This window comes from Dryocola baronae, assembly GCF_051297175.1.
Taxonomy (GTDB): domain Bacteria; phylum Pseudomonadota; class Gammaproteobacteria; order Enterobacterales; family Enterobacteriaceae; genus Dryocola.
The window spans coordinates 2,770,718-2,787,820 of sequence record NZ_JBINNY010000001.1 but is presented as its reverse complement, the minus strand read 5'-3'; the positions used below and the strand labels follow the sequence as shown (position 1 = coordinate 2,787,820).

Below are 17,103 nucleotides of genomic sequence, written 5' to 3'. Positions count from 1 at the left end.
GTTTTGCATGCTAATAAAGTTGCGTATCGGATTTTATCAGGTAGAGTGTGACGCTTTCGCAAATCTGGCAACGGAATTGCTTGACATTCAACCAAACTTCCGTCGTGCTATGTCACCTGCATGAAAGGCTCGGTATCTCAATCACCTGCGTTTTGTCCTGCTTTCCGGACCGGTGTTTGTAAAAAGGGTTGATCTCCAAAGACGCTGTCGCAATATAAAAAAGGCGCACCGTCACAGGAGATTAAGACTGCGTGCGACGTATTCTGGATGAATTAAATAGGTAAAGGTGAATATGGGTAAAGCTCTCGTCATCGTTGAGTCCCCGGCAAAAGCCAAAACGATCAACAAATATCTCGGAAATGACTATGTGGTTAAGTCCAGCGTAGGTCATATCCGCGATTTGCCGACCAGTGGATCAACCACCAAGAAGAGCGCTGACTCTGCCTCCACCAAAACGACCAAAAAGGTCAAAAAGGATGAACGCGGCGCGCTCGTAAACCGTATGGGAGTCGATCCCTGGCACAGCTGGGAAGCCCAGTACGAAGTGCTGCCGGGCAAAGAAAAGGTGGTTTCAGAACTGAAATCCCTTGCTGAAAAAGCCGACCATATCTATCTCGCAACCGACCTTGACCGCGAAGGGGAGGCCATCGCATGGCACCTGCGGGAAGTGATCGGGGGTGATGAATCGCGTTATAGCCGCGTGGTGTTTAACGAAATCACCAAAAACGCTATTCAACAGGCATTTGAAAAACCGGGCGAGCTGAATATCGACCGCGTTAACGCTCAGCAGGCGCGTCGCTTTATGGACCGCGTGGTGGGTTACATGGTTTCTCCGCTGCTGTGGAAAAAAATTGCCCGCGGCCTGTCTGCCGGTCGTGTGCAGTCCGTTGCCGTGCGCCTTGTGGTTGAGCGCGAGCGTGAAATCAAAGCGTTCGTACCGGAAGAGTTCTGGGAAATTGATGCCAATTTGGCAACGCCTAAAGGCGACAATTTGCCGGTTCAGGTGAGTCACCATAAAGACAAGCCTTTCCGCCCGGTCAACCGCGAGCAGACGATGGCCGCGGTCAGCGAGCTTGAAAAAGCCCGTTATTCCGTGCTTGAGCGTGAAGATAAGCCGACCAGCAGCAAGCCTGGCGCGCCGTTTATTACCTCCACGCTGCAGCAGGCTGCCAGCACCCGTCTTGGTTTTGGCGTGAAAAAAACCATGATGATGGCGCAGCGTCTGTACGAAGCCGGTCACATCACCTACATGCGTACTGACTCCACTAACCTCAGCCAGGACGCGGTGAGCATGGTGCGTGGTTACATTGAGGAAAACTTCGGCAAGAAATATCTGCCGGCCAATGCTAACCAGTACGCCAGTAAAGAAAACTCGCAGGAAGCGCACGAAGCGATTCGTCCTTCCGACGTGGGCGTGGTTGCTGAATCCCTGAAAGATATGGAAGCCGACGCGCAGAAACTCTACCAGCTTATCTGGCGGCAGTTTGTGGCCTGTCAGATGACGCCTGCGCAGTACGACTCCACAACGCTTACCGTGGAAGCAGGCGACTACCGCCTGAAAGCGCGTGGCCGCATCCTGCGCTTCGACGGCTGGACGAAAGTCATGCCTGCGCTGCGTAAGGGTGATGAAGATCGCATTCTGCCAGCCGTAAGCAAGGGCGATGTGATGTCGCTTATCGAGCTGACGCCGGGCCAGCACTTCACCAAACCACCGGCTCGCTTTAGCGAAGCATCGCTGGTTAAAGAGCTGGAAAAACGCGGTATCGGCCGTCCGTCAACGTACGCATCTATCATCTCCACTATCCAGGATCGTGGCTATGTACGCGTGGAGAACCGTCGTTTTTACGCCGAGAAAATGGGCGAGATCGTCACCGACCGTCTGGAAGAAAACTTCCGCGAGCTGATGAACTACGACTTTACCGCGCAGATGGAAAACAACCTCGACCAGGTTGCCAATAACCAGGCCGAGTGGAAAGGCGTGCTGGACGAATTCTTCAGCGACTTTAGCGGCCAGCTTGAAAAAGCCGAGCAGGACCCGGAAGAAGGCGGCATGCGCCCGAACCAGATGGTGCTCACCAGCATCGACTGCCCGACCTGCGGCCGTAAGATGGGTATTCGTACCGCCAGCACCGGGGTGTTCCTCGGCTGTTCTGGCTACGCGCTGCCGCCGAAAGAGCGCTGCAAAACCACCATTAACCTGGTGCCGGAAAACGAAGTGCTCAACGTGCTGGAAGGCGATGACGCGGAAACCAACGCCCTGCGCGCAAAACGCCGCTGTGCAAAATGCGGCACGGCGATGGACAGCTACCTCATCGATCCAAAACGCAAGCTGCACGTGTGCGGGAACAACCCAACCTGTGACGGCTACGAAATCGAAGAGGGCGAGTTCCGCATCAAGGGCTATGACGGCCCAATCGTTGAGTGCGAAAAATGTGGCTCCGAAATGCACCTGAAAATGGGACGTTTCGGTAAGTATATGGCCTGCACCAACGACGATTGCAAAAACACGCGTAAGATCCTGCGTAACGGCGAAGTTGCTCCACCGAAGGAAGATCCGGTTCCGTTACCAGAACTTCCTTGCGAAAAATCGGACGCCTACTTTGTGCTGCGCGACGGCGCTGCGGGCGTATTCCTGGCTGCGAACACTTTCCCTAAATCGCGTGAAACCCGCGCGCCGTTAGTGGAAGAGCTGTACCGCTTCCGCGATCGCCTGCCGGAAAAACTGCGCTATCTGGCCGACGCGCCGCAGCAGGATGCTGACGGTAATAAATCCGTTGTTCGCTTCAGTCGCAAGACCAAGCAGCAATACGTTTCCTCCGAGAAAGACGGTAAAGCGACCGGCTGGTCCGCCTTCTTCGTCGACGGAAAATGGGTTGAAGGGAAAAAGTAATTTCCTGAACTAACCTAAAACCGGGGCTTGCGCTCCGGTTTTTTTATATCTTCTTATATAACCTCTTTATTATTTTTTCTTTCCATCTATACAGAGAAGATATAACTGATATAGTGTTTTTATCCCGTACCCTTTAAATTTTATCGCGTCTGACTCCCCGCACCGCCTGCGTCTGGGGCGTTTTGACCTGGATGGCAAGTCATGAAACTACAGCAGCTTCGTTACATCGTTGAGGTGGTCAACCACAATCTTAACGTCTCGTCGACGGCGGAAGGGCTCTACACTTCTCAGCCGGGGATCAGTAAGCAGGTGCGCATGCTCGAAGACGAGCTGGGCATTCAGATTTTTGCGCGCAGCGGCAAGCATCTGACGCAGGTTACGCCAGCCGGGCAGGAGATTATCCGCATCGCCCGTGAAGTGCTCTCTAAGGTCGATGCCATCAAGTCCGTGGCGGGCGAACACACCTGGCCTGATAAAGGCTCGCTGTACGTCGCCACGACGCATACCCAGGCGCGTTACGCCTTGCCAAGCGTAATTAAAGGTTTTATCGAGCGCTACCCGCGCGTTTCGCTGCATATGCACCAGGGCTCGCCTACGCAGATTGCGGAAGCCGTCTCCAAGGGTAATGCAGATTTTGCGATTGCCACCGAGGCGCTGCACCTGTACGACGATTTAGTGATGCTGCCGTGCTACCACTGGAACCGTTCAATTGTCGTTACCCCGGAGCACCCGCTGGCTTCCAAAGAGTCCGTGACCATTGAGGAGCTGGCTCAGTATCCGCTGGTCACCTATACCTTTGGCTTCACCGGCCGTTCCGAGCTGGATACCGCGTTTAACCGCGCGGGCCTGACGCCGCGCATTGTCTTTACCGCCACCGATGCGGACGTCATTAAAACCTACGTGCGCCTGGGATTAGGGGTCGGGGTGATCGCCAGCATGGCGGTTGACCCGGTTTCCGACCCGGACCTGGTGCGTATCGAAGCCCAGGGCGTATTCAGCCACAGCACCACTAAAATCGGCTTCCGCCGCAGCACCTTCCTGCGCAGCTATATGTATGATTTCATTCAGCGCTTTGCCCCGCATCTGACGCGTGACGTGGTGGATACCGCCGTGGCGCTGAGGTCGAATGAAGATATCGAGGCGATGTTCAAAGATATTAAATTACCCGCTAAATAATTAGCCGGTCGCTTCTTCGTCCGGAGAAGCGACCTTTGTTTTGCGCTCAATAATACGAATTAGACTCATCCCCATTATTCCCCCGCACTTTATATAAGCCCTATAATAACAAAGGTTAATCTGTCGCAATTAAGAGACAGGCGTAGATAATAATTAACCGTAACGCAAATTCGGCACTTCAATAACTTATTTCACGTCAAAAGATTAAATCTTTTACTGTAAACAGTGCGCAAATTTGCTGGCTTTTGCGCTAGAGTTTCTTTAGGATTAATCCCAACGGACGATTACTTATACCGATTGTTAGCAGGTTAATGATAAGTGGTGTCGATTGTATGAGGTTAGCAATGCCTTCAGGAAGTGAAGAACCGCAAAGGGATCCCGAGCTTAAACGCAAAGCCTGGCTGGCGGTCTTTCTTGTTTCAGGCCTGTTCTGGCTAGTAGTAGCGCTGGTCGCCTGGCACTATTGGAGCTGAACATGGCAATCCAGGGGCAGGTTGTGCAGCCAAAACCCGTGTGTCAGAAAGATGACAACGCGGTTCAGGAGCGGCAGGGGGGTAAAATCGTCCCGCCGGAGTCCTGGAAGCTCAGCAAACAGCAGCAGGAATTTATCGATCTGTTTTCGACAGACGATCACAAAAAACAATAAACTTTCATTTTATTTACGTTTAATTAACTTGCGGTCGGTCACACTTCTTATTAACCGCGGTTAACAATGTTCGACTTAATAACTACACACGGCAATATTCTTCGCGACTGATTATTCAGCCGCATTGCATAACGCAAATAAAGAGTAATGCCTATGATAAATCACAGCAGTATTAAATACTGGTCATGGCTTGGGGCTTTCACCGTTTCGGTATTGTTCTGGGCACAGCTGATCGCGACCCTGGTCAACTAATCTCAAACGCCCTGGCTTCCCCGCCGGGGCGTTTTTCATTTCCCACGCCTGAACCCCGTAAACAGCTCGATTTGTCAATTCGGGTTGTTATCAAAACGTTACATCTTCTTTGTGTTATCTTTAATAGTGACCCTGAATTCAATCGGGGCAATCGCTATCCCTGGTCATAAAGGAGGAGCTATGTCGTTAACCCTACGAGAAGCCAGCAAGGACACGCTGCAGGCGCTGGATAAAACCTATCACTATTACAGCCTGCCGCTGGCATCTAAGGAGCTTGGGGATATCACCCGTTTACCCAAGTCGCTAAAAGTCTTACTCGAAAATATGCTGCGCTGGCAGGATGAAGATTCAGTTACTCAGGACGATATCCACGCGCTGGCCGGCTGGCTGAAAAACGCCCATGCCGATCGCGAAATCGCGTACCGCCCGGCGCGCGTGTTAATGCAGGATTTTACCGGCGTGCCCGCCGTGGTGGATTTGGCCGCCATGCGCGAAGCCGTTAAGCGCCTCGGCGGCGACGTCGCCAAAGTTAACCCGCTTTCCCCCGTCGACCTTGTCATCGACCACTCCGTCACCGTCGACCATTTTGGCGATGACGACGCCTTTGAAGAAAACGTCCGTCTGGAAATGGAGCGTAACCACGAGCGTTATGTCTTCCTGCGCTGGGGCCAGCAGGCGTTCAGCCGTTTCAGCGTCGTGCCGCCGGGCACCGGCATTTGCCACCAGGTGAACCTGGAATACCTCGGTAAAGCGGTGTGGAGCGAAATGCAGGGCGACGAGCTTGTCGCCTTCCCGGATACTTTGGTGGGCACTGATTCGCACACCACGATGATTAACGGCCTCGGCGTGCTGGGGTGGGGCGTCGGTGGTATCGAAGCGGAAGCCGCCATGCTCGGCCAGCCGGTTTCAATGCTTATCCCTGACGTGGTCGGCTTTAAGCTTGACGGCAAGCTGCGTGAAGGGATCACCGCGACCGACCTCGTCCTGACGGTGACCCAGATGCTGCGCAAGCACGGCGTTGTCGGTAAGTTTGTGGAATTTTACGGAGACGGGCTGGATACGCTGCCGCTGGCGGACCGCGCCACCATCGCCAACATGGCGCCGGAATATGGCGCAACCTGCGGCTTCTTCCCAATTGACGGCGTCACGCTTGATTACATGCGTCTGAGCGGGCGCAGCGAAGATCAGATTGCGCTGGTCGAGGCGTATGCCAAAGCGCAGGGCATGTGGCGTAATACGGGCGATGAGCCGGTGTTTACCAGCACCTTGTCGCTGGATATGAATGAAGTGGAGGCGAGCCTCGCCGGGCCGAAACGCCCGCAGGATCGTGTGCCGTTGGGCGATGTGCCTAAGGCATTCAACGCCAGCAACGAACTTGAGTTGAATACGACCCACAAAGATCGCGCGCCGGTGGATTACACCCTTGGCGGCCGCGAGTATCAATTGCCGGATGGTGCCGTCGTTATTGCCGCCATTACCTCGTGTACCAACACCTCCAACCCGAGCGTGCTGATGGCCGCCGGCCTGCTGGCGAAAAAAGCCCTGACGCTCGGCCTGAAGCGCCAGCCGTGGGTTAAGGCCTCTCTGGCACCCGGTTCGAAAGTCGTTTCCGACTATCTGGCGAAGGCCAGGCTCACGCCGTACCTTGACGATCTCGGCTTTAACCTCGTCGGCTACGGCTGCACCACCTGTATCGGCAACTCCGGCCCGCTGCCGGACCCCATCGAGCAGGCGATCAAAAAAGGCGATCTTACCGTTGGGGCCGTGCTTTCCGGCAACCGTAACTTCGAGGGGCGCATCCACCCGCTGGTGAAAACCAACTGGCTGGCCTCACCGCCGCTGGTGGTGGCCTATGCGCTAGCCGGTAACATGAACGTCAACCTGATGACTGACCCGCTGGGGCACGACCGGAAAGGCGATCCGGTTTATCTGAAAGACATCTGGCCGAGCAATCAGGAAATCGCCAACGCGGTAGCCCAGGTCTCTACCGAAATGTTTAACAAAGAATACGCGGAAGTGTTCGAAGGCACGCCCGAGTGGCGCAGCATCGAAGTCGACCGCTCGGACACCTACGGCTGGCAGGATGATTCCACCTACATCCGCCTGTCGCCGTTCTTTGATGATATGGAGGCGGAGCCAAAGCCGGTCGAAGATATTCACGGCGCACGCGTGCTGGCGATGCTTGGGGATTCCGTCACCACCGACCACATCTCACCGGCCGGCAGCATTAAGCCCGACAGCCCGGCGGGGCGCTACCTCCTGAACCACGGCGTCGAGCGCAAAGAGTTTAACTCCTACGGTTCGCGTCGCGGCAACCATGAAGTGATGATGCGCGGCACCTTCGCCAACATTCGTATCCGCAACGAAATGGTTCCCGGCGTAGAGGGTGGCATGACGCGCCTGGTGCCCGGTGACGAAGTGATGTCAATTTACGACGCGGCGATGCGCTACCAGAAGAAAAACATCCCGCTGGCGGTTATCGCCGGGAAAGAGTACGGCTCCGGCTCAAGCCGCGACTGGGCGGCGAAAGGGCCGCGCCTGCTTGGCGTGCGGGTCGTTATTTCCGAATCCTTCGAACGTATCCACCGCTCCAACCTGATCGGTATGGGGATACTGCCGCTGGAGTTCCCGGAGGGCGTAACGCGCAAAACGCTGGGGCTGACGGGGGATGAAACCATTGATATCAGCGGGCTGGACTCGCTGACGCCGGGCGCAACGGTGCCGGTGACGTTGTCACATGCCGACGGACGCAAAGAGGTGATTGACTGCCGCTGTCGTATCGATACCGGAAACGAGCTTACCTATTTCCGTAACGACGGCATTTTGCATTACGTGATCCGTAATATGCTGAAGTAACTCTAAAACTTCACGCCCCCGCTTCCGGGGGCGTTTTTAATGCGTTATTCGGAAAGCAAATGGCCCATTTTCGCCGCTTTGGTATCCAGATAATGCGCGTTCTTCGGATTGCGCCCGACGATAAGCGGCACGCGCTCGACGATGTTAATTCCGGCTTCGCTCAGAATTTCCACCTTCTTAGGGTTGTTCGTCAGCAGGCGAACGGCGTCGACGCCCAGCAGCTTAAACATATCCGCACACAGCGTGAAGTCGCGCTCGTCCGCCGCGAAGCCCAGCTGATGGTTCGCTTCCACCGTATCGTAACCCTTGTCCTGCAGGGCGTAGGCGCGAATTTTGTTCAGCAGGCCAATGTTACGACCTTCCTGACGGTGATAAAGCAGCACGCCGCGACCTTCTTCGGCAATGTGCGACAGGGCCGCTTCAAGCTGGAAGCCGCAGTCGCAGCGCAGGCTAAAGAGCGCGTCGCCCGTCAAACACTCTGAGTGGACGCGAGCCAGAACGGATTCGTCCCCGGTAATATCACCAAAAACCAGGGCTACGTGGTCCTGCCCGGTTGCCAGTTCTTCAAAACCCACCATCAGGAAATCGCCCCATGGGGTTGGCAGTTTGGCTTCTGCCACACGTTTAAGCTGCATGTGATTCTCCAGGTACTTATTTTTGACGCCTTACGCGCCTGCCAGCTTTCTGGCTTGTGCAAATATCATCGGCTATTTTGCCACAACGCAGAACACTTCGCCTAATTGGCTGGGCGGTCGGCTATTTTTACTCTTTGATGATGCGCCCGTTTACCCTCCCGTGCACTTTTTCGGTTATCCTTGAAGGACTTTGACTTTTAAGGAGAAACGATGCGAGCGATTGCAAAACGACTGGCGGTGGGCACGGGACTGCTGTTAATCATGCCGTTAACCGTTTGGCTTTCCGGCTGGCACTGGGCTCCGGGCGGCAACAGCGCCTGGCTCAAGGCGATGTACTGGGTAACCGAAACCGTCACCCAGCCCTGGGGGATCATCACCCACGTTCTGCTTTGCGGATGGTTTTTATGGTGTCTGCGGTTTCGCCTCAAGGCCGCGATTATGCTATTCGCCATACTTGCCGCCGCGATCCTCATCGGCCAAACGCTTAAATCGGCTATCAAAGATCGGGTACAGGAACCGCGCCCGTTTGTCGTCTGGCTTGAAAAAACGCAGCATATTCCCACCGATGAGTTCTACAATTTAAAACGCAAGCAGCGCAGTGAACTGGTGAAAAACCAACTCGCCAATCACCCGGAAGTTCCGGGCTGGCTCCATCTGCACTGGCAAAAAGAGACCGGCTTCGCGTTTCCTTCCGGGCATACGATGTTTGCCGCCAGCTGGGCATTATTAGGCGTTGGGCTGCTTTGGCCACGTCGACGCACCATAACCATCGTTTTACTGCTGGTTTGGGCTACGAGCGTCATGGGTAGCAGGCTGCTGCTCGGCATGCACTGGCCGCAGGATCTCATCGTCGCCACGCTGCTGTCCGGATTGCTGGTCTCACTGGCGACCTGGCTTGCGCAAAAATTCTGTGGCCCGCTCGCTCCGCCGCCGCAAGAAGCTGAAGAAATAGCCGAAAGGAACGAAGAGCCTTGAGATTCTTGATTTAAGCCCCATTTCTTATGAATTGGACGTCGCTAATGGATTCCCCGGACTCACCGGAAATGGTAATTTATACCGTTGAAAGCATTAGGGCATAACCGTCGCGTACGACCACATAACGGGAAGTAATGTGAAATATTTATTCATTTTCTTACTGGTGCTAGCGATCTTTGTGGTATCCGTCACCTTAGGTGCGCAAAACGATCAGGTAGTGAACTTCAATTATTTGCTGGCTCAGGGTGAATATCGCGTCTCCACATTACTGGCGACCCTGTTTGCCGCGGGCTTTATCATCGGCTGGCTGATTTGCAGCCTGTTCTGGCTGCGCGTGCGCCTTTCGCTTGCGCGCGCCGAACGTAAAATTAAGCGTCTTGAGCAGCAGGTCACCACGGAACCCGTCGTGCCAGTCTCCACTGTTCCGGCCGTGAAGGAATAACAGGCCATGCTGGAACTGCTGTTTCTGTTGTTGCCCGTGGCCGCCGCTTACGGCTGGTACATGGGCCGCAGAAGTGCACATCAGGATAAACAACAGGAAGCTAACCGGCTGTCCCGCGATTACGTCGCCGGGGTCAACTTCCTGCTGTCTAACCAGCAGGATAAAGCGGTCGATCTCTTCCTTGATATGCTCAAAGAAGACACCAGCACCGTTGAAGCGCACCTTACTCTGGGCAACCTTTTCCGCTCGCGTGGCGAGGTCGATCGTGCAATCCGTATCCACCAGTCCCTGATGGAAAGCGCCTCGCTGACCTATGAACAGCGCCTGCTCGCCGTACAGCAGTTGGGCCGCGATTACATGGCCGCCGGCCTGTACGACAGGGCAGAAGACATGTTCGCGCAGCTGGTGGATGAAACAGACTTCCGCGTTGGCGCGCTTTCGCAGCTGCTGCAAATTCACCAGGCAACCAGCGACTGGCAGAAAGCGATCGACGTCGCCGAACGCCTCGTCAAACTCGGCAAAGACAAACAGCGTACCGAAATCGCCCACTTCTATTGCGAGCTCGCCCTACAGCTGATGGGCAGTGACGATCTCGACCGCGCCATGTCGCTGCTTAAAAAGGGCGCCGCGGCCGACAAAAACTGTGCCCGCGTTTCCATCATGATGGGGCGCATCTTCATGGCGAAGGGCGAATACGCCAAAGCCGTGGAAACGCTCCAGCGCGTTATCGATCAGGACAGCGAGCTGGTCAGCGAAACTCTGGAAATGCTCCAGGTCTGCTTCCAACAGCTGAACAAGCCGGAGGAGTGGGAAGCCTTCCTCAAACGCTGCGTTGAAGAAAACACCGGTGCCGTGGCCGAGCTGATGCTCGCGGGTATTCTGGAGCAAAAAGAAGGGCCGGAAACCGCACAGGTTTATATCAATCGTCAGCTGCAACGCCACCCGACGATGCGCGTATTCCACCGGCTGATTGACTACCATCTGCAGGAAGCGGAAGAAGGGCGCGCAAAAGAAAGCCTTATCGTGCTGCGCGATATGGTCGGCGAACAGGTGCGCACCAAGCCGCGCTACCGCTGCCAGAAGTGCGGCTTCACCGCGTTTACCATGTACTGGCACTGCCCGTCGTGCCGCGCCTGGTCAACGGTGAAACCGATTCGCGGTCTGGACGGACAGTAAGCAGCGCTCAGGCGCTGTTTTTTAAAAAGTCCGCACTTTAGTTACAACATACTTGTCTATTTGTTTTTCTCCTTACCTCCAACTCCGAGTACGAATTGTCTGGCAGGGTGCAATGGCAACTGTAAATTTGCCGGGGCGGCGGGTAGAATGCTTGCCGTTTATCTTCGCGCCGCGCCGGTGCCCAACAGTCAGAAGGTTTAGCCATGAAATCAACCGCATCCTCCTCCTCCCGTGTTGCCACCGATTCGCCAATCGTCGTTGCGCTCGATTACGATAAGCGCGACGGCGCGCTGGCCTTTGTTGACCGTATCGACCCGCAGGACTGCCGCCTGAAAGTGGGCAAAGAGATGTTTACCCTGTTCGGGCCGCAGTTTGTTTCCGACCTTCAGCAGCGCGGTTTCGACGTCTTTCTCGACCTGAAATTCCATGATATCCCTAACACCACGGCCCGCGCGGTAGCCGCTGCGGCAGAGCTTGGCGTTTGGATGGTCAACGTTCACGCCAGCGGCGGGGCGCGAATGATGACGGCCGCCCGTGAAGCCCTGAACCCGTTCGGCAAAGATGCGCCGCTGCTGATTGCCGTAACGGTACTCACCAGCATGGAAGCAAGCGACCTGGCCGATCTGGGGATTATCTCAAGCCCGGCGGACTACGCGGAGCGCCTGGCTCGCCTGACGCAAAACTGCGGCCTGGACGGCGTAGTGTGTTCCGCCCATGAAGCTATTCGTTTTAAAAATGAGCTAGGCCAGGCCTTTAAGTTAGTCACGCCGGGTATCCGCCCGGCGGGCAGCGACGCGGGCGATCAGCGCCGCATCATGACGCCGATACAGGCGCAAACCGCAGGCGTGGATTATATGGTTATCGGACGTCCGATCACCCAATCCGCCGACCCGGCTCAAACGCTGCGTGATATCCGGGCCTCGCTGAAACAGGGAGCATAAAGGAGCATAAAAATGAAAGACAATAACAGCCGCCTGGTTTACTCCACGGAAACCGGGCGTATTGACGAGCCGAAGCCAGAAGCCGTGCGCCCTAAAGGCGACGGCGTGGTACGCATTCAGCGCCAGACCAGCGGGCGTAAAGGTAAGGGCGTCTGCCTGATCACCGGCATTGATGCGGATGATGCTACGCTTGCGAACATCGCGGCCGAGCTGAAAAAGAAATGCGGCTGCGGCGGAGCGGTGAAAGACGGCGTGATTGAAATCCAGGGCGATAAACGTGACCTGATTAAATCACTGCTGGAAGCCAAAGGCATGAAGGTAAAACTGGCGGGTGGCTGATAGCCTGTCGATAACGCAAATGATTAGGCCACGGTATTTACCGTGGCCTTTTTTTTGATTGCTGCCAGACCTGAAAGTCGAAACGTTTTTTAATTCGTCAAAGCGTATTAAGCCTTTGCTGGCATCCTGCCTTATTTGCCGACCTGGTGACCGATAACGCCACCTACCGCCGCGCCACCCAGCGTACCCAGGGTGCTGCCGTCGGTTAATACTGCGCCGCCCAGGGCACCGGCACCAGCACCAATCGCGGTGTTACGGTCGCGTTTGGACCAGTTTGAACAGGCGCTCAAAGACATAGCTACGGTAAGGGCCAGCATAACAGCGGCAATTTTTTTGTTATTTAAGGTCATAATACTTTCTCCTGAATTATTGATTCACGGACGTCAGTCTCCCTTTAAGTATAGTGGCTTAAGCGGAGATGCCGTGAAACTACGTAGCGATACAGACCTAAAAGATAACGCGGGTGATTATCACTTCCTGTTATATCGCCTGTAAATATTCTAATTTTTGCAGGGAATTACGACAGGTAAAAATTCTTAAAGGTCGGGCAGGATAAATCTGATAGCAAAGCTGCCTGTGAAACCCACAGACAGCCCGGAAATAAGCGGATTAGCTCAGGGGAAATTGCGGAACGATATCAACAAGCACGCCGCTTTCCTGCAGCTGCTGCTGAGCGACAGCGTTAAGACCGTCGTCGGTGATCACCCGGCTGAAACGGGAAATAGGCCCAAGCGTATAGGGGTGTGTTGCGCCAAACTTGCTGCTGTCGGTGAGAACAATCGCCTCGCTGGCTTTTTCCAGCACCGCGTTCACCACGTCGGCACGCATCATATCGCGGCCTGTGAAGCCGGTTTCAGGCAGGAAGCCATCGATCCCGATAAACGCCTTATTGAAATGCACCTGCTGGATAAACTGGCGCGTCAGCGGGCCGACCATGCTCTCGCTTTTCTTCTGATAAATTCCCCCCAGCAAAATCACTTCGCAATCCGTGTCCTTCAGCAGATGGGCGATATAGCCGCTCACGGTAATTAAAGTCACGCGCTTGTTGTCTGCGAGAGTACGGGCGAGAAGGGCGTTGCTGCTGCCGTTTTCGATAAACACCGTTTCCCCGTCGTTCACCAGTGAAGCGGCAAACTCCGCCAGGTTACGTTTGAGGGTGTAGTTGTTCATCATGCGCGTTTCTACGTCGTCGCTTTCCAGCGGAACGGCGTAGCCGTGGGCGCGTCGCAGGTAGCTGCGTTTTTCCAGAAGGTTGAGATCCTGACGGATAGTGACTTCGGAAACCCCGGTCGTTTTGGCGAGATCGGCCACGCTCATGCGGCCTTGATCAATCACCATCTGTAATATGATTTGTTGTCTGGAATTCATGTCAGCCAATTATGGGCGGTGGCCGCAGCCACCGCCAGAGTCGTCAAAGGGTATGTTCTGTTCGGGCTATAATATCATCCTGTGCGTCCGGAGATAAGGCTGTAAAGAATGCCGAGTAACCTGCTACACGCACCACCAAATCGCGATATTTATCAGGATGTTGTTTGGCATCCAGCAGGGTTTCACGGGAAACTATGTTGTATTGCACGTGCCAGCCCTTGTGCGCTTCGAAGAAGGTGCGCAGCATAAACATCAGCTTTTCACGGTCGCGCGGGTTATCCAGCGTGGAAGGATTCAGCTTCTGGTTCAGCAGCACGCCGCCCAAAATCTTGCTGGTAGGCAGCTTGCCCACGGAGCTAATCACCGCCGTTGGCCCCAGGCGGTCGGTGCCGGACGCCGGGCTTGCGCCTTCCGCCAGAGGCGTAGTGGCTTTACGTCCATCCGGCGTTGCCATGGTCGCCGCGCCAAACGGCACGTTAGCAGAAATGGATGACGTACCGGCGTAGTAGGTGCCGCCAATCGGGCCGCGTCCAAAGCGCGTATTGTGATACTGCTTCAGCTCGTCGATGTAGGTCTGGTAGGCGCGAGCCAGCAGCAGATCCACTTCGTCCTCGTCGTTACCGTATTTTGGCGCGCCGTTAATCAGACGCTGGCGAAGCTGCTCGCCGCTCAGGCCGTCAAAGTCATTGGCCAGCGCTTCCGCCAGCTGCTGTTGACCAATCGCGCCCTGCTCGAACACCAGCTTACGCACTGCCGCCAGGCTGTTGCCCAGGTTGGCGATCCCCACCTGCAGGCCGGAAACCCAGTCGTACTTCGCGCCGCCTTGCTTGATACTCTTGCCGCGTTCGATGCAGTCGTCTACCAGCGCAGAGCAGAGAATATCGTGCGCGTTCTCTTCCAGCACGGTATCCACCACGCATTCGATTTCGATAGATTTCTGCGTGTAGTAGCGAATCTGCTCGTCCCACGCGGTCATCACTTCATCGAAGTGGGTGAAGTTGCCTTCGGACAGCGCTTTTTCCTGCGGCAGGAATACCTTGCCGCTGGTGGCGTCGCGGCCGTGTTCCAGCGTCGCAAGCATTACGCGGGCAAAGTTAATAAAGCTCATGCCGGTGCAGCGGTAGCCCCACTTGCCGCCCACGGCGGTTTCGATGCAGCCGATTGCCGCATAGTCGTAAGCGTCTTCGCGGCTCACGCCCAGCTTGATGAACTCGTCGATCACGATCTCATCGTTGTTAAACGCAGGCATCCCGAAGCCGCAGCGAATCACCTGCACGCAGGCGTCGAGGAAGTCGTTGCTCATCCCGGCGTGGTAGCGCACGCTCAGATTTGGCTGCGTTGAGCGCAGCTGACCGCAGGATTCCAGCACCGCATAAGAGAGCGGGTTAACGGCGTCTACCGCTTCGCCATTGAGCAGCGTCTGGCCGCCGATGGTCACGTTCTGATACAGCGGGCTACCGGCGGAGGCTTTAGAGTGCGAGCCGGAACGGATTTTGTTCACTTCCAGCAGCTTCAGCCAGCAGCTTTGCAGCAGCTCGATTGCCTGCTCGCGGCCCAGGGTTTGCTCCAGCTCCACGTCGCGGCGATACCACGGATAGAGATACTGGTCGAGGCGGCCAAAGGAAACGGAGTGGCCGTTGGATTCAATTTGCAGCACCAGCTGCACGAAGTAGCTCAGCTGCAGCGCCTGCCAGAAGGATTTTGGCGGCTGGTGCGCGATGTGCTCGCAGTTTTCCGCCATCGCCAGCAGCTCGTCGCGGCGCTCGGTACGGGATTCTTTGCTCGCCATCTCTTTCGCCAGCGCGGCGTAGCGCAGAATATGGTCGCTCAGGGCGGCAAAAGTAATATCGATAGCTCTCAGGAACTGCTCTTTGTGCAGATCGTCCCAGTCGGTAAGGTGCAGGCGTTCGCGACGTTCGGCCACTTTTTTGCGCAGGCCGTCAAGGCCCAGCTCCAGCAGCAGCGGGAAGTTCACCGCCAGGTGCGCGTCGCCGGAGGTCATGTTGCCTTCAGCCTTGATTATGCCGGTTGCCAGCAGCGCTTTTTGCTCGTCGGTAAACATACCGTAGCAGCGATCCTGCACCGTCTGGCCTTTCCACCACGGGCAGATTTCGTGCATCACGGCTTTATCTTCGGCGGTGATAGAGAAACCCGCGCCCGGACGGTCGCCCAGCTCGTCGATCTCCGCTTCAATCCAGCCGACGGTATATTCCGGGAAGAACGGCGCGCCGCGCACGTGGCTTGCCTGGTTGCCGACAATCAGCTCGTCGTGCTTGATCCAGATAGTACGCTCGGCCAGGTGATGCGCCAGCGCCAGCGCACGACGCACCGGCAGCGGCTTGTCCTGATGCTGCTGATAAATCGCGGTGTAGTGCTGCGCGCGTTCGGTACAAACCGGCGGCTTCACGATGTGGATCAGCGCTTCTTTGTGCGCCTGAATGCGCGGGCTGAGATAGTTCAGGTTCAGTTCGGTCATGATGTTTATCCTCTAATCCAGGCGGTCATGCCTTTCTGGCTGGCGTACTGCTCGGCAAAGTGCAGTAAATCGGGCGCGTCGAGAGGCTTAAGCGCTGCCAGATAGGGAACGTTCAGGAGTTTGTATTTGTTAATACCAAGGGTGTGGTAGGGCAAAAAATGAATCGCTTTGGCACCGATTTCGTCGGCGGCAAAATCGCTGATGGCGCGAATAGACTGCTCATCGGCGTTAAAATCAGGGATTAGCGGCACGCGGATGGTCATCTCCACGCCGTGCGCGGCAAGCCTGCGGAAGTTATCCATCACGCGTTCGGCGTTGCCGTCCGTCCACTGGTGAAAACGCTGCTTATCGACGTGCTTCAGATCGGCCAGCAGCAGATCCAAATGGGGCAATGACGGCTCGATGTACTTCCACGGCACGTGCAGGCAGGATTCCACCGCGGTATTGATACCGGCTTCTTTACTGCGCGCTAGCAGGGCGCGCGCCATTTCAGGCTGCATAAAAGGTTCGCCGCCGGAGAGCGTAATGCCGCCGCCGCTGCGATCGTAAAAAGGCTTATCACGCAGGACTTTCTCCATAATGGCGTCCACGCTTTGGGCTTCGCCGCAAACGGTCAGCGCCTGCGTTGGGCAGCAGTCGGTGAGGGAGGACATATCCGCATCGCTGAGCTTTTCACGTGCAATAATCAGCTTTTCATCCAGGCGCGAAACCGTCTGCGGCGCGGCCTGCTGGCAGAGTTCACAGCCTGCGAGGCACAGACGCTCGTCAAACAGCACGTCCTGCGAGCGGGCGCGGCTTTCTGGATTCTGGCACCAGCGGCAGCCTAAAGAGCAGCCTTTAAGGAACACCACGGTGCGAATACCTGGGCCATCATGTGTGGAGTAACGCTGGATATTGAAAAGCATAATCACGCCTCGTAACTTTCTTTCGT

General features: G+C 55.8%; 16 protein-coding genes. 11 read left to right on the top strand and 5 right to left on the bottom strand.

Annotated features, from left to right (window positions below):
- The first annotated feature begins 292 nt into the window (after positions 1 to 292).
- From topA to acnA, 6 genes are all read left to right on the top strand, one after another.
- Positions 293 to 2,890, top strand: coding sequence for a type I DNA topoisomerase (gene topA, locus ACSPHG_RS13135; protein WP_435953975.1), 2,598 nt, complete (start codon positions 293 to 295; stop codon positions 2,888 to 2,890).
- A gap of 201 nt (positions 2,891 to 3,091) precedes the next feature.
- Positions 3,092 to 4,066, top strand: a complete 975-nt coding sequence (gene cysB / locus ACSPHG_RS13130) for an HTH-type transcriptional regulator CysB (protein ID WP_435953974.1) — start codon at positions 3,092 to 3,094, stop codon at positions 4,064 to 4,066.
- Between the two features lie 311 nt (positions 4,067 to 4,377).
- Complete coding sequence (locus ACSPHG_RS13125) at positions 4,378 to 4,539, top strand: YmiA family putative membrane protein (RefSeq protein WP_494516571.1); 162 nt, start codon at positions 4,378 to 4,380, stop codon at positions 4,537 to 4,539.
- Between the two features lie 2 nt (positions 4,540 to 4,541).
- Positions 4,542 to 4,712 carry a YciX family protein gene (locus ACSPHG_RS13120; RefSeq protein ID WP_435953972.1) on the top strand — a complete coding sequence of 57 codons (171 nt, stop codon included), beginning with the start codon at positions 4,542 to 4,544 and terminating at the stop codon, positions 4,710 to 4,712.
- A 153-nt stretch (positions 4,713 to 4,865) separates the two neighbouring features.
- Positions 4,866 to 4,964: a small membrane protein YmiC gene (gene ymiC / locus ACSPHG_RS13115; RefSeq protein WP_435953971.1), complete on the top strand. Its 99-nt coding sequence runs from the start codon at positions 4,866 to 4,868 to the stop codon at positions 4,962 to 4,964.
- Between the two features lie 180 nt (positions 4,965 to 5,144).
- Complete coding sequence (gene acnA, locus ACSPHG_RS13110; protein ID WP_435953970.1) at positions 5,145 to 7,820, top strand: aconitate hydratase AcnA; 2,676 nt, start codon at positions 5,145 to 5,147, stop codon at positions 7,818 to 7,820.
- A 44-nt stretch (positions 7,821 to 7,864) separates the two neighbouring features.
- Here the strand turns inward: acnA and ribA are convergent, their stop codons facing one another.
- On the bottom strand, positions 7,865 to 8,455 hold the full coding sequence (ribA, locus tag ACSPHG_RS13105) for a GTP cyclohydrolase II (protein ID WP_435953969.1): 591 nt from the start codon (positions 8,453 to 8,455) through the stop codon (positions 7,865 to 7,867).
- Between the two features lie 210 nt (positions 8,456 to 8,665).
- Here ribA and pgpB point away from each other — a divergent pair, with 210 nt between their 5' ends.
- The 5 genes from pgpB to yciH all read left to right on the top strand — a co-directional run bounded on the left by pgpB (position 8,666) and on the right by yciH (position 12,328).
- Positions 8,666 to 9,430, top strand: coding sequence for a phosphatidylglycerophosphatase B (pgpB, locus tag ACSPHG_RS13100; RefSeq protein WP_435953968.1), 765 nt, complete (start codon positions 8,666 to 8,668; stop codon positions 9,428 to 9,430).
- Between the two features lie 136 nt (positions 9,431 to 9,566).
- A complete protein-coding gene (locus ACSPHG_RS13095; RefSeq protein ID WP_435953967.1) occupies positions 9,567 to 9,872 on the top strand; it encodes a LapA family protein in 306 nt (101 codons plus the stop codon).
- 6 nt (positions 9,873 to 9,878) lie between these two features.
- The gene (gene lapB / locus ACSPHG_RS13090; protein ID WP_435953966.1) at positions 9,879 to 11,048 is read left to right on the top strand and encodes a lipopolysaccharide assembly protein LapB; all 1,170 of its coding nucleotides are present in this window, start codon (positions 9,879 to 9,881) and stop codon (positions 11,046 to 11,048) included.
- Positions 11,049 to 11,251: 203 nt separating this feature from the next.
- Positions 11,252 to 11,989: an orotidine-5'-phosphate decarboxylase gene (pyrF, locus tag ACSPHG_RS13085; RefSeq protein ID WP_435953965.1), complete on the top strand. Its 738-nt coding sequence runs from the start codon at positions 11,252 to 11,254 to the stop codon at positions 11,987 to 11,989.
- Between the two features lie 12 nt (positions 11,990 to 12,001).
- Entirely contained in the window at positions 12,002 to 12,328 is a 327-nt protein-coding gene (yciH, locus tag ACSPHG_RS13080; protein WP_435953964.1) for a stress response translation initiation inhibitor YciH, read from the top strand.
- 131 nt (positions 12,329 to 12,459) lie between these two features.
- On the opposite strand, the gene osmB is transcribed toward yciH, so the two are convergent.
- The 4 genes from osmB to ACSPHG_RS13060 form a co-directional block, all read right to left on the bottom strand.
- On the bottom strand, positions 12,460 to 12,678 hold the full coding sequence (osmB, locus tag ACSPHG_RS13075) for an osmotically-inducible lipoprotein OsmB (RefSeq protein ID WP_435953963.1): 219 nt from the start codon (positions 12,676 to 12,678) through the stop codon (positions 12,460 to 12,462).
- A 259-nt stretch (positions 12,679 to 12,937) separates the two neighbouring features.
- Positions 12,938 to 13,696, bottom strand: a complete 759-nt coding sequence (gene yciT / locus ACSPHG_RS13070; protein ID WP_435953962.1) for a DNA-binding transcriptional regulator YciT — start codon at positions 13,694 to 13,696, stop codon at positions 12,938 to 12,940.
- 43 nt (positions 13,697 to 13,739) lie between these two features.
- Positions 13,740 to 16,172 (bottom strand): formate C-acetyltransferase/glycerol dehydratase family glycyl radical enzyme, encoded by a 2,433-nt coding sequence (locus tag ACSPHG_RS13065; RefSeq protein ID WP_435953961.1) that lies wholly within the window; start codon positions 16,170 to 16,172, stop codon positions 13,740 to 13,742.
- A 5-nt stretch (positions 16,173 to 16,177) separates the two neighbouring features.
- Positions 16,178 to 17,077, bottom strand: a complete 900-nt coding sequence (locus ACSPHG_RS13060; protein ID WP_435953960.1) for a glycyl-radical enzyme activating protein — start codon at positions 17,075 to 17,077, stop codon at positions 16,178 to 16,180.
- Positions 17,078 to 17,103: the final 26 nt, after the last annotated feature.

What these genes read in the sequence shown, in the direction of transcription:
- topA (WP_435953975.1), top strand. Translation starts at nt 293, where the DNA reads ATGGGTAAAGCTCTCGTCATCGTTGAGTCCCCGGCAAAAGCCAAAACG.
- cysB (WP_435953974.1), top strand. Translation starts at nt 3,092, where the DNA reads ATGAAACTACAGCAGCTTCGTTACATCGTTGAGGTGGTCAACCACAAT.
- ACSPHG_RS13125 (WP_494516571.1), top strand. Translation starts at nt 4,378, where the DNA reads ATGATAAGTGGTGTCGATTGTATGAGGTTAGCAATGCCTTCAGGAAGT.
- ACSPHG_RS13120 (WP_435953972.1), top strand. Translation starts at nt 4,542, where the DNA reads ATGGCAATCCAGGGGCAGGTTGTGCAGCCAAAACCCGTGTGTCAGAAA.
- ymiC (WP_435953971.1), top strand. Translation starts at nt 4,866, where the DNA reads ATGATAAATCACAGCAGTATTAAATACTGGTCATGGCTTGGGGCTTTC.
- acnA (WP_435953970.1), top strand. Translation starts at nt 5,145, where the DNA reads ATGTCGTTAACCCTACGAGAAGCCAGCAAGGACACGCTGCAGGCGCTG.
- ribA (WP_435953969.1), bottom strand. Translation starts at nt 8,455, where the DNA reads ATGCAGCTTAAACGTGTGGCAGAAGCCAAACTGCCAACCCCATGGGGC.
- pgpB (WP_435953968.1), top strand. Translation starts at nt 8,666, where the DNA reads ATGCGAGCGATTGCAAAACGACTGGCGGTGGGCACGGGACTGCTGTTA.
- lapB (WP_435953966.1), top strand. Translation starts at nt 9,879, where the DNA reads ATGCTGGAACTGCTGTTTCTGTTGTTGCCCGTGGCCGCCGCTTACGGC.
- pyrF (WP_435953965.1), top strand. Translation starts at nt 11,252, where the DNA reads ATGAAATCAACCGCATCCTCCTCCTCCCGTGTTGCCACCGATTCGCCA.
- yciH (WP_435953964.1), top strand. Translation starts at nt 12,002, where the DNA reads ATGAAAGACAATAACAGCCGCCTGGTTTACTCCACGGAAACCGGGCGT.
- osmB (WP_435953963.1), bottom strand. Translation starts at nt 12,678, where the DNA reads ATGACCTTAAATAACAAAAAAATTGCCGCTGTTATGCTGGCCCTTACC.
- yciT (WP_435953962.1), bottom strand. Translation starts at nt 13,696, where the DNA reads ATGAATTCCAGACAACAAATCATATTACAGATGGTGATTGATCAAGGC.
- ACSPHG_RS13065 (WP_435953961.1), bottom strand. Translation starts at nt 16,172, where the DNA reads ATGACCGAACTGAACCTGAACTATCTCAGCCCGCGCATTCAGGCGCAC.
- ACSPHG_RS13060 (WP_435953960.1), bottom strand. Translation starts at nt 17,077, where the DNA reads ATGCTTTTCAATATCCAGCGTTACTCCACACATGATGGCCCAGGTATT.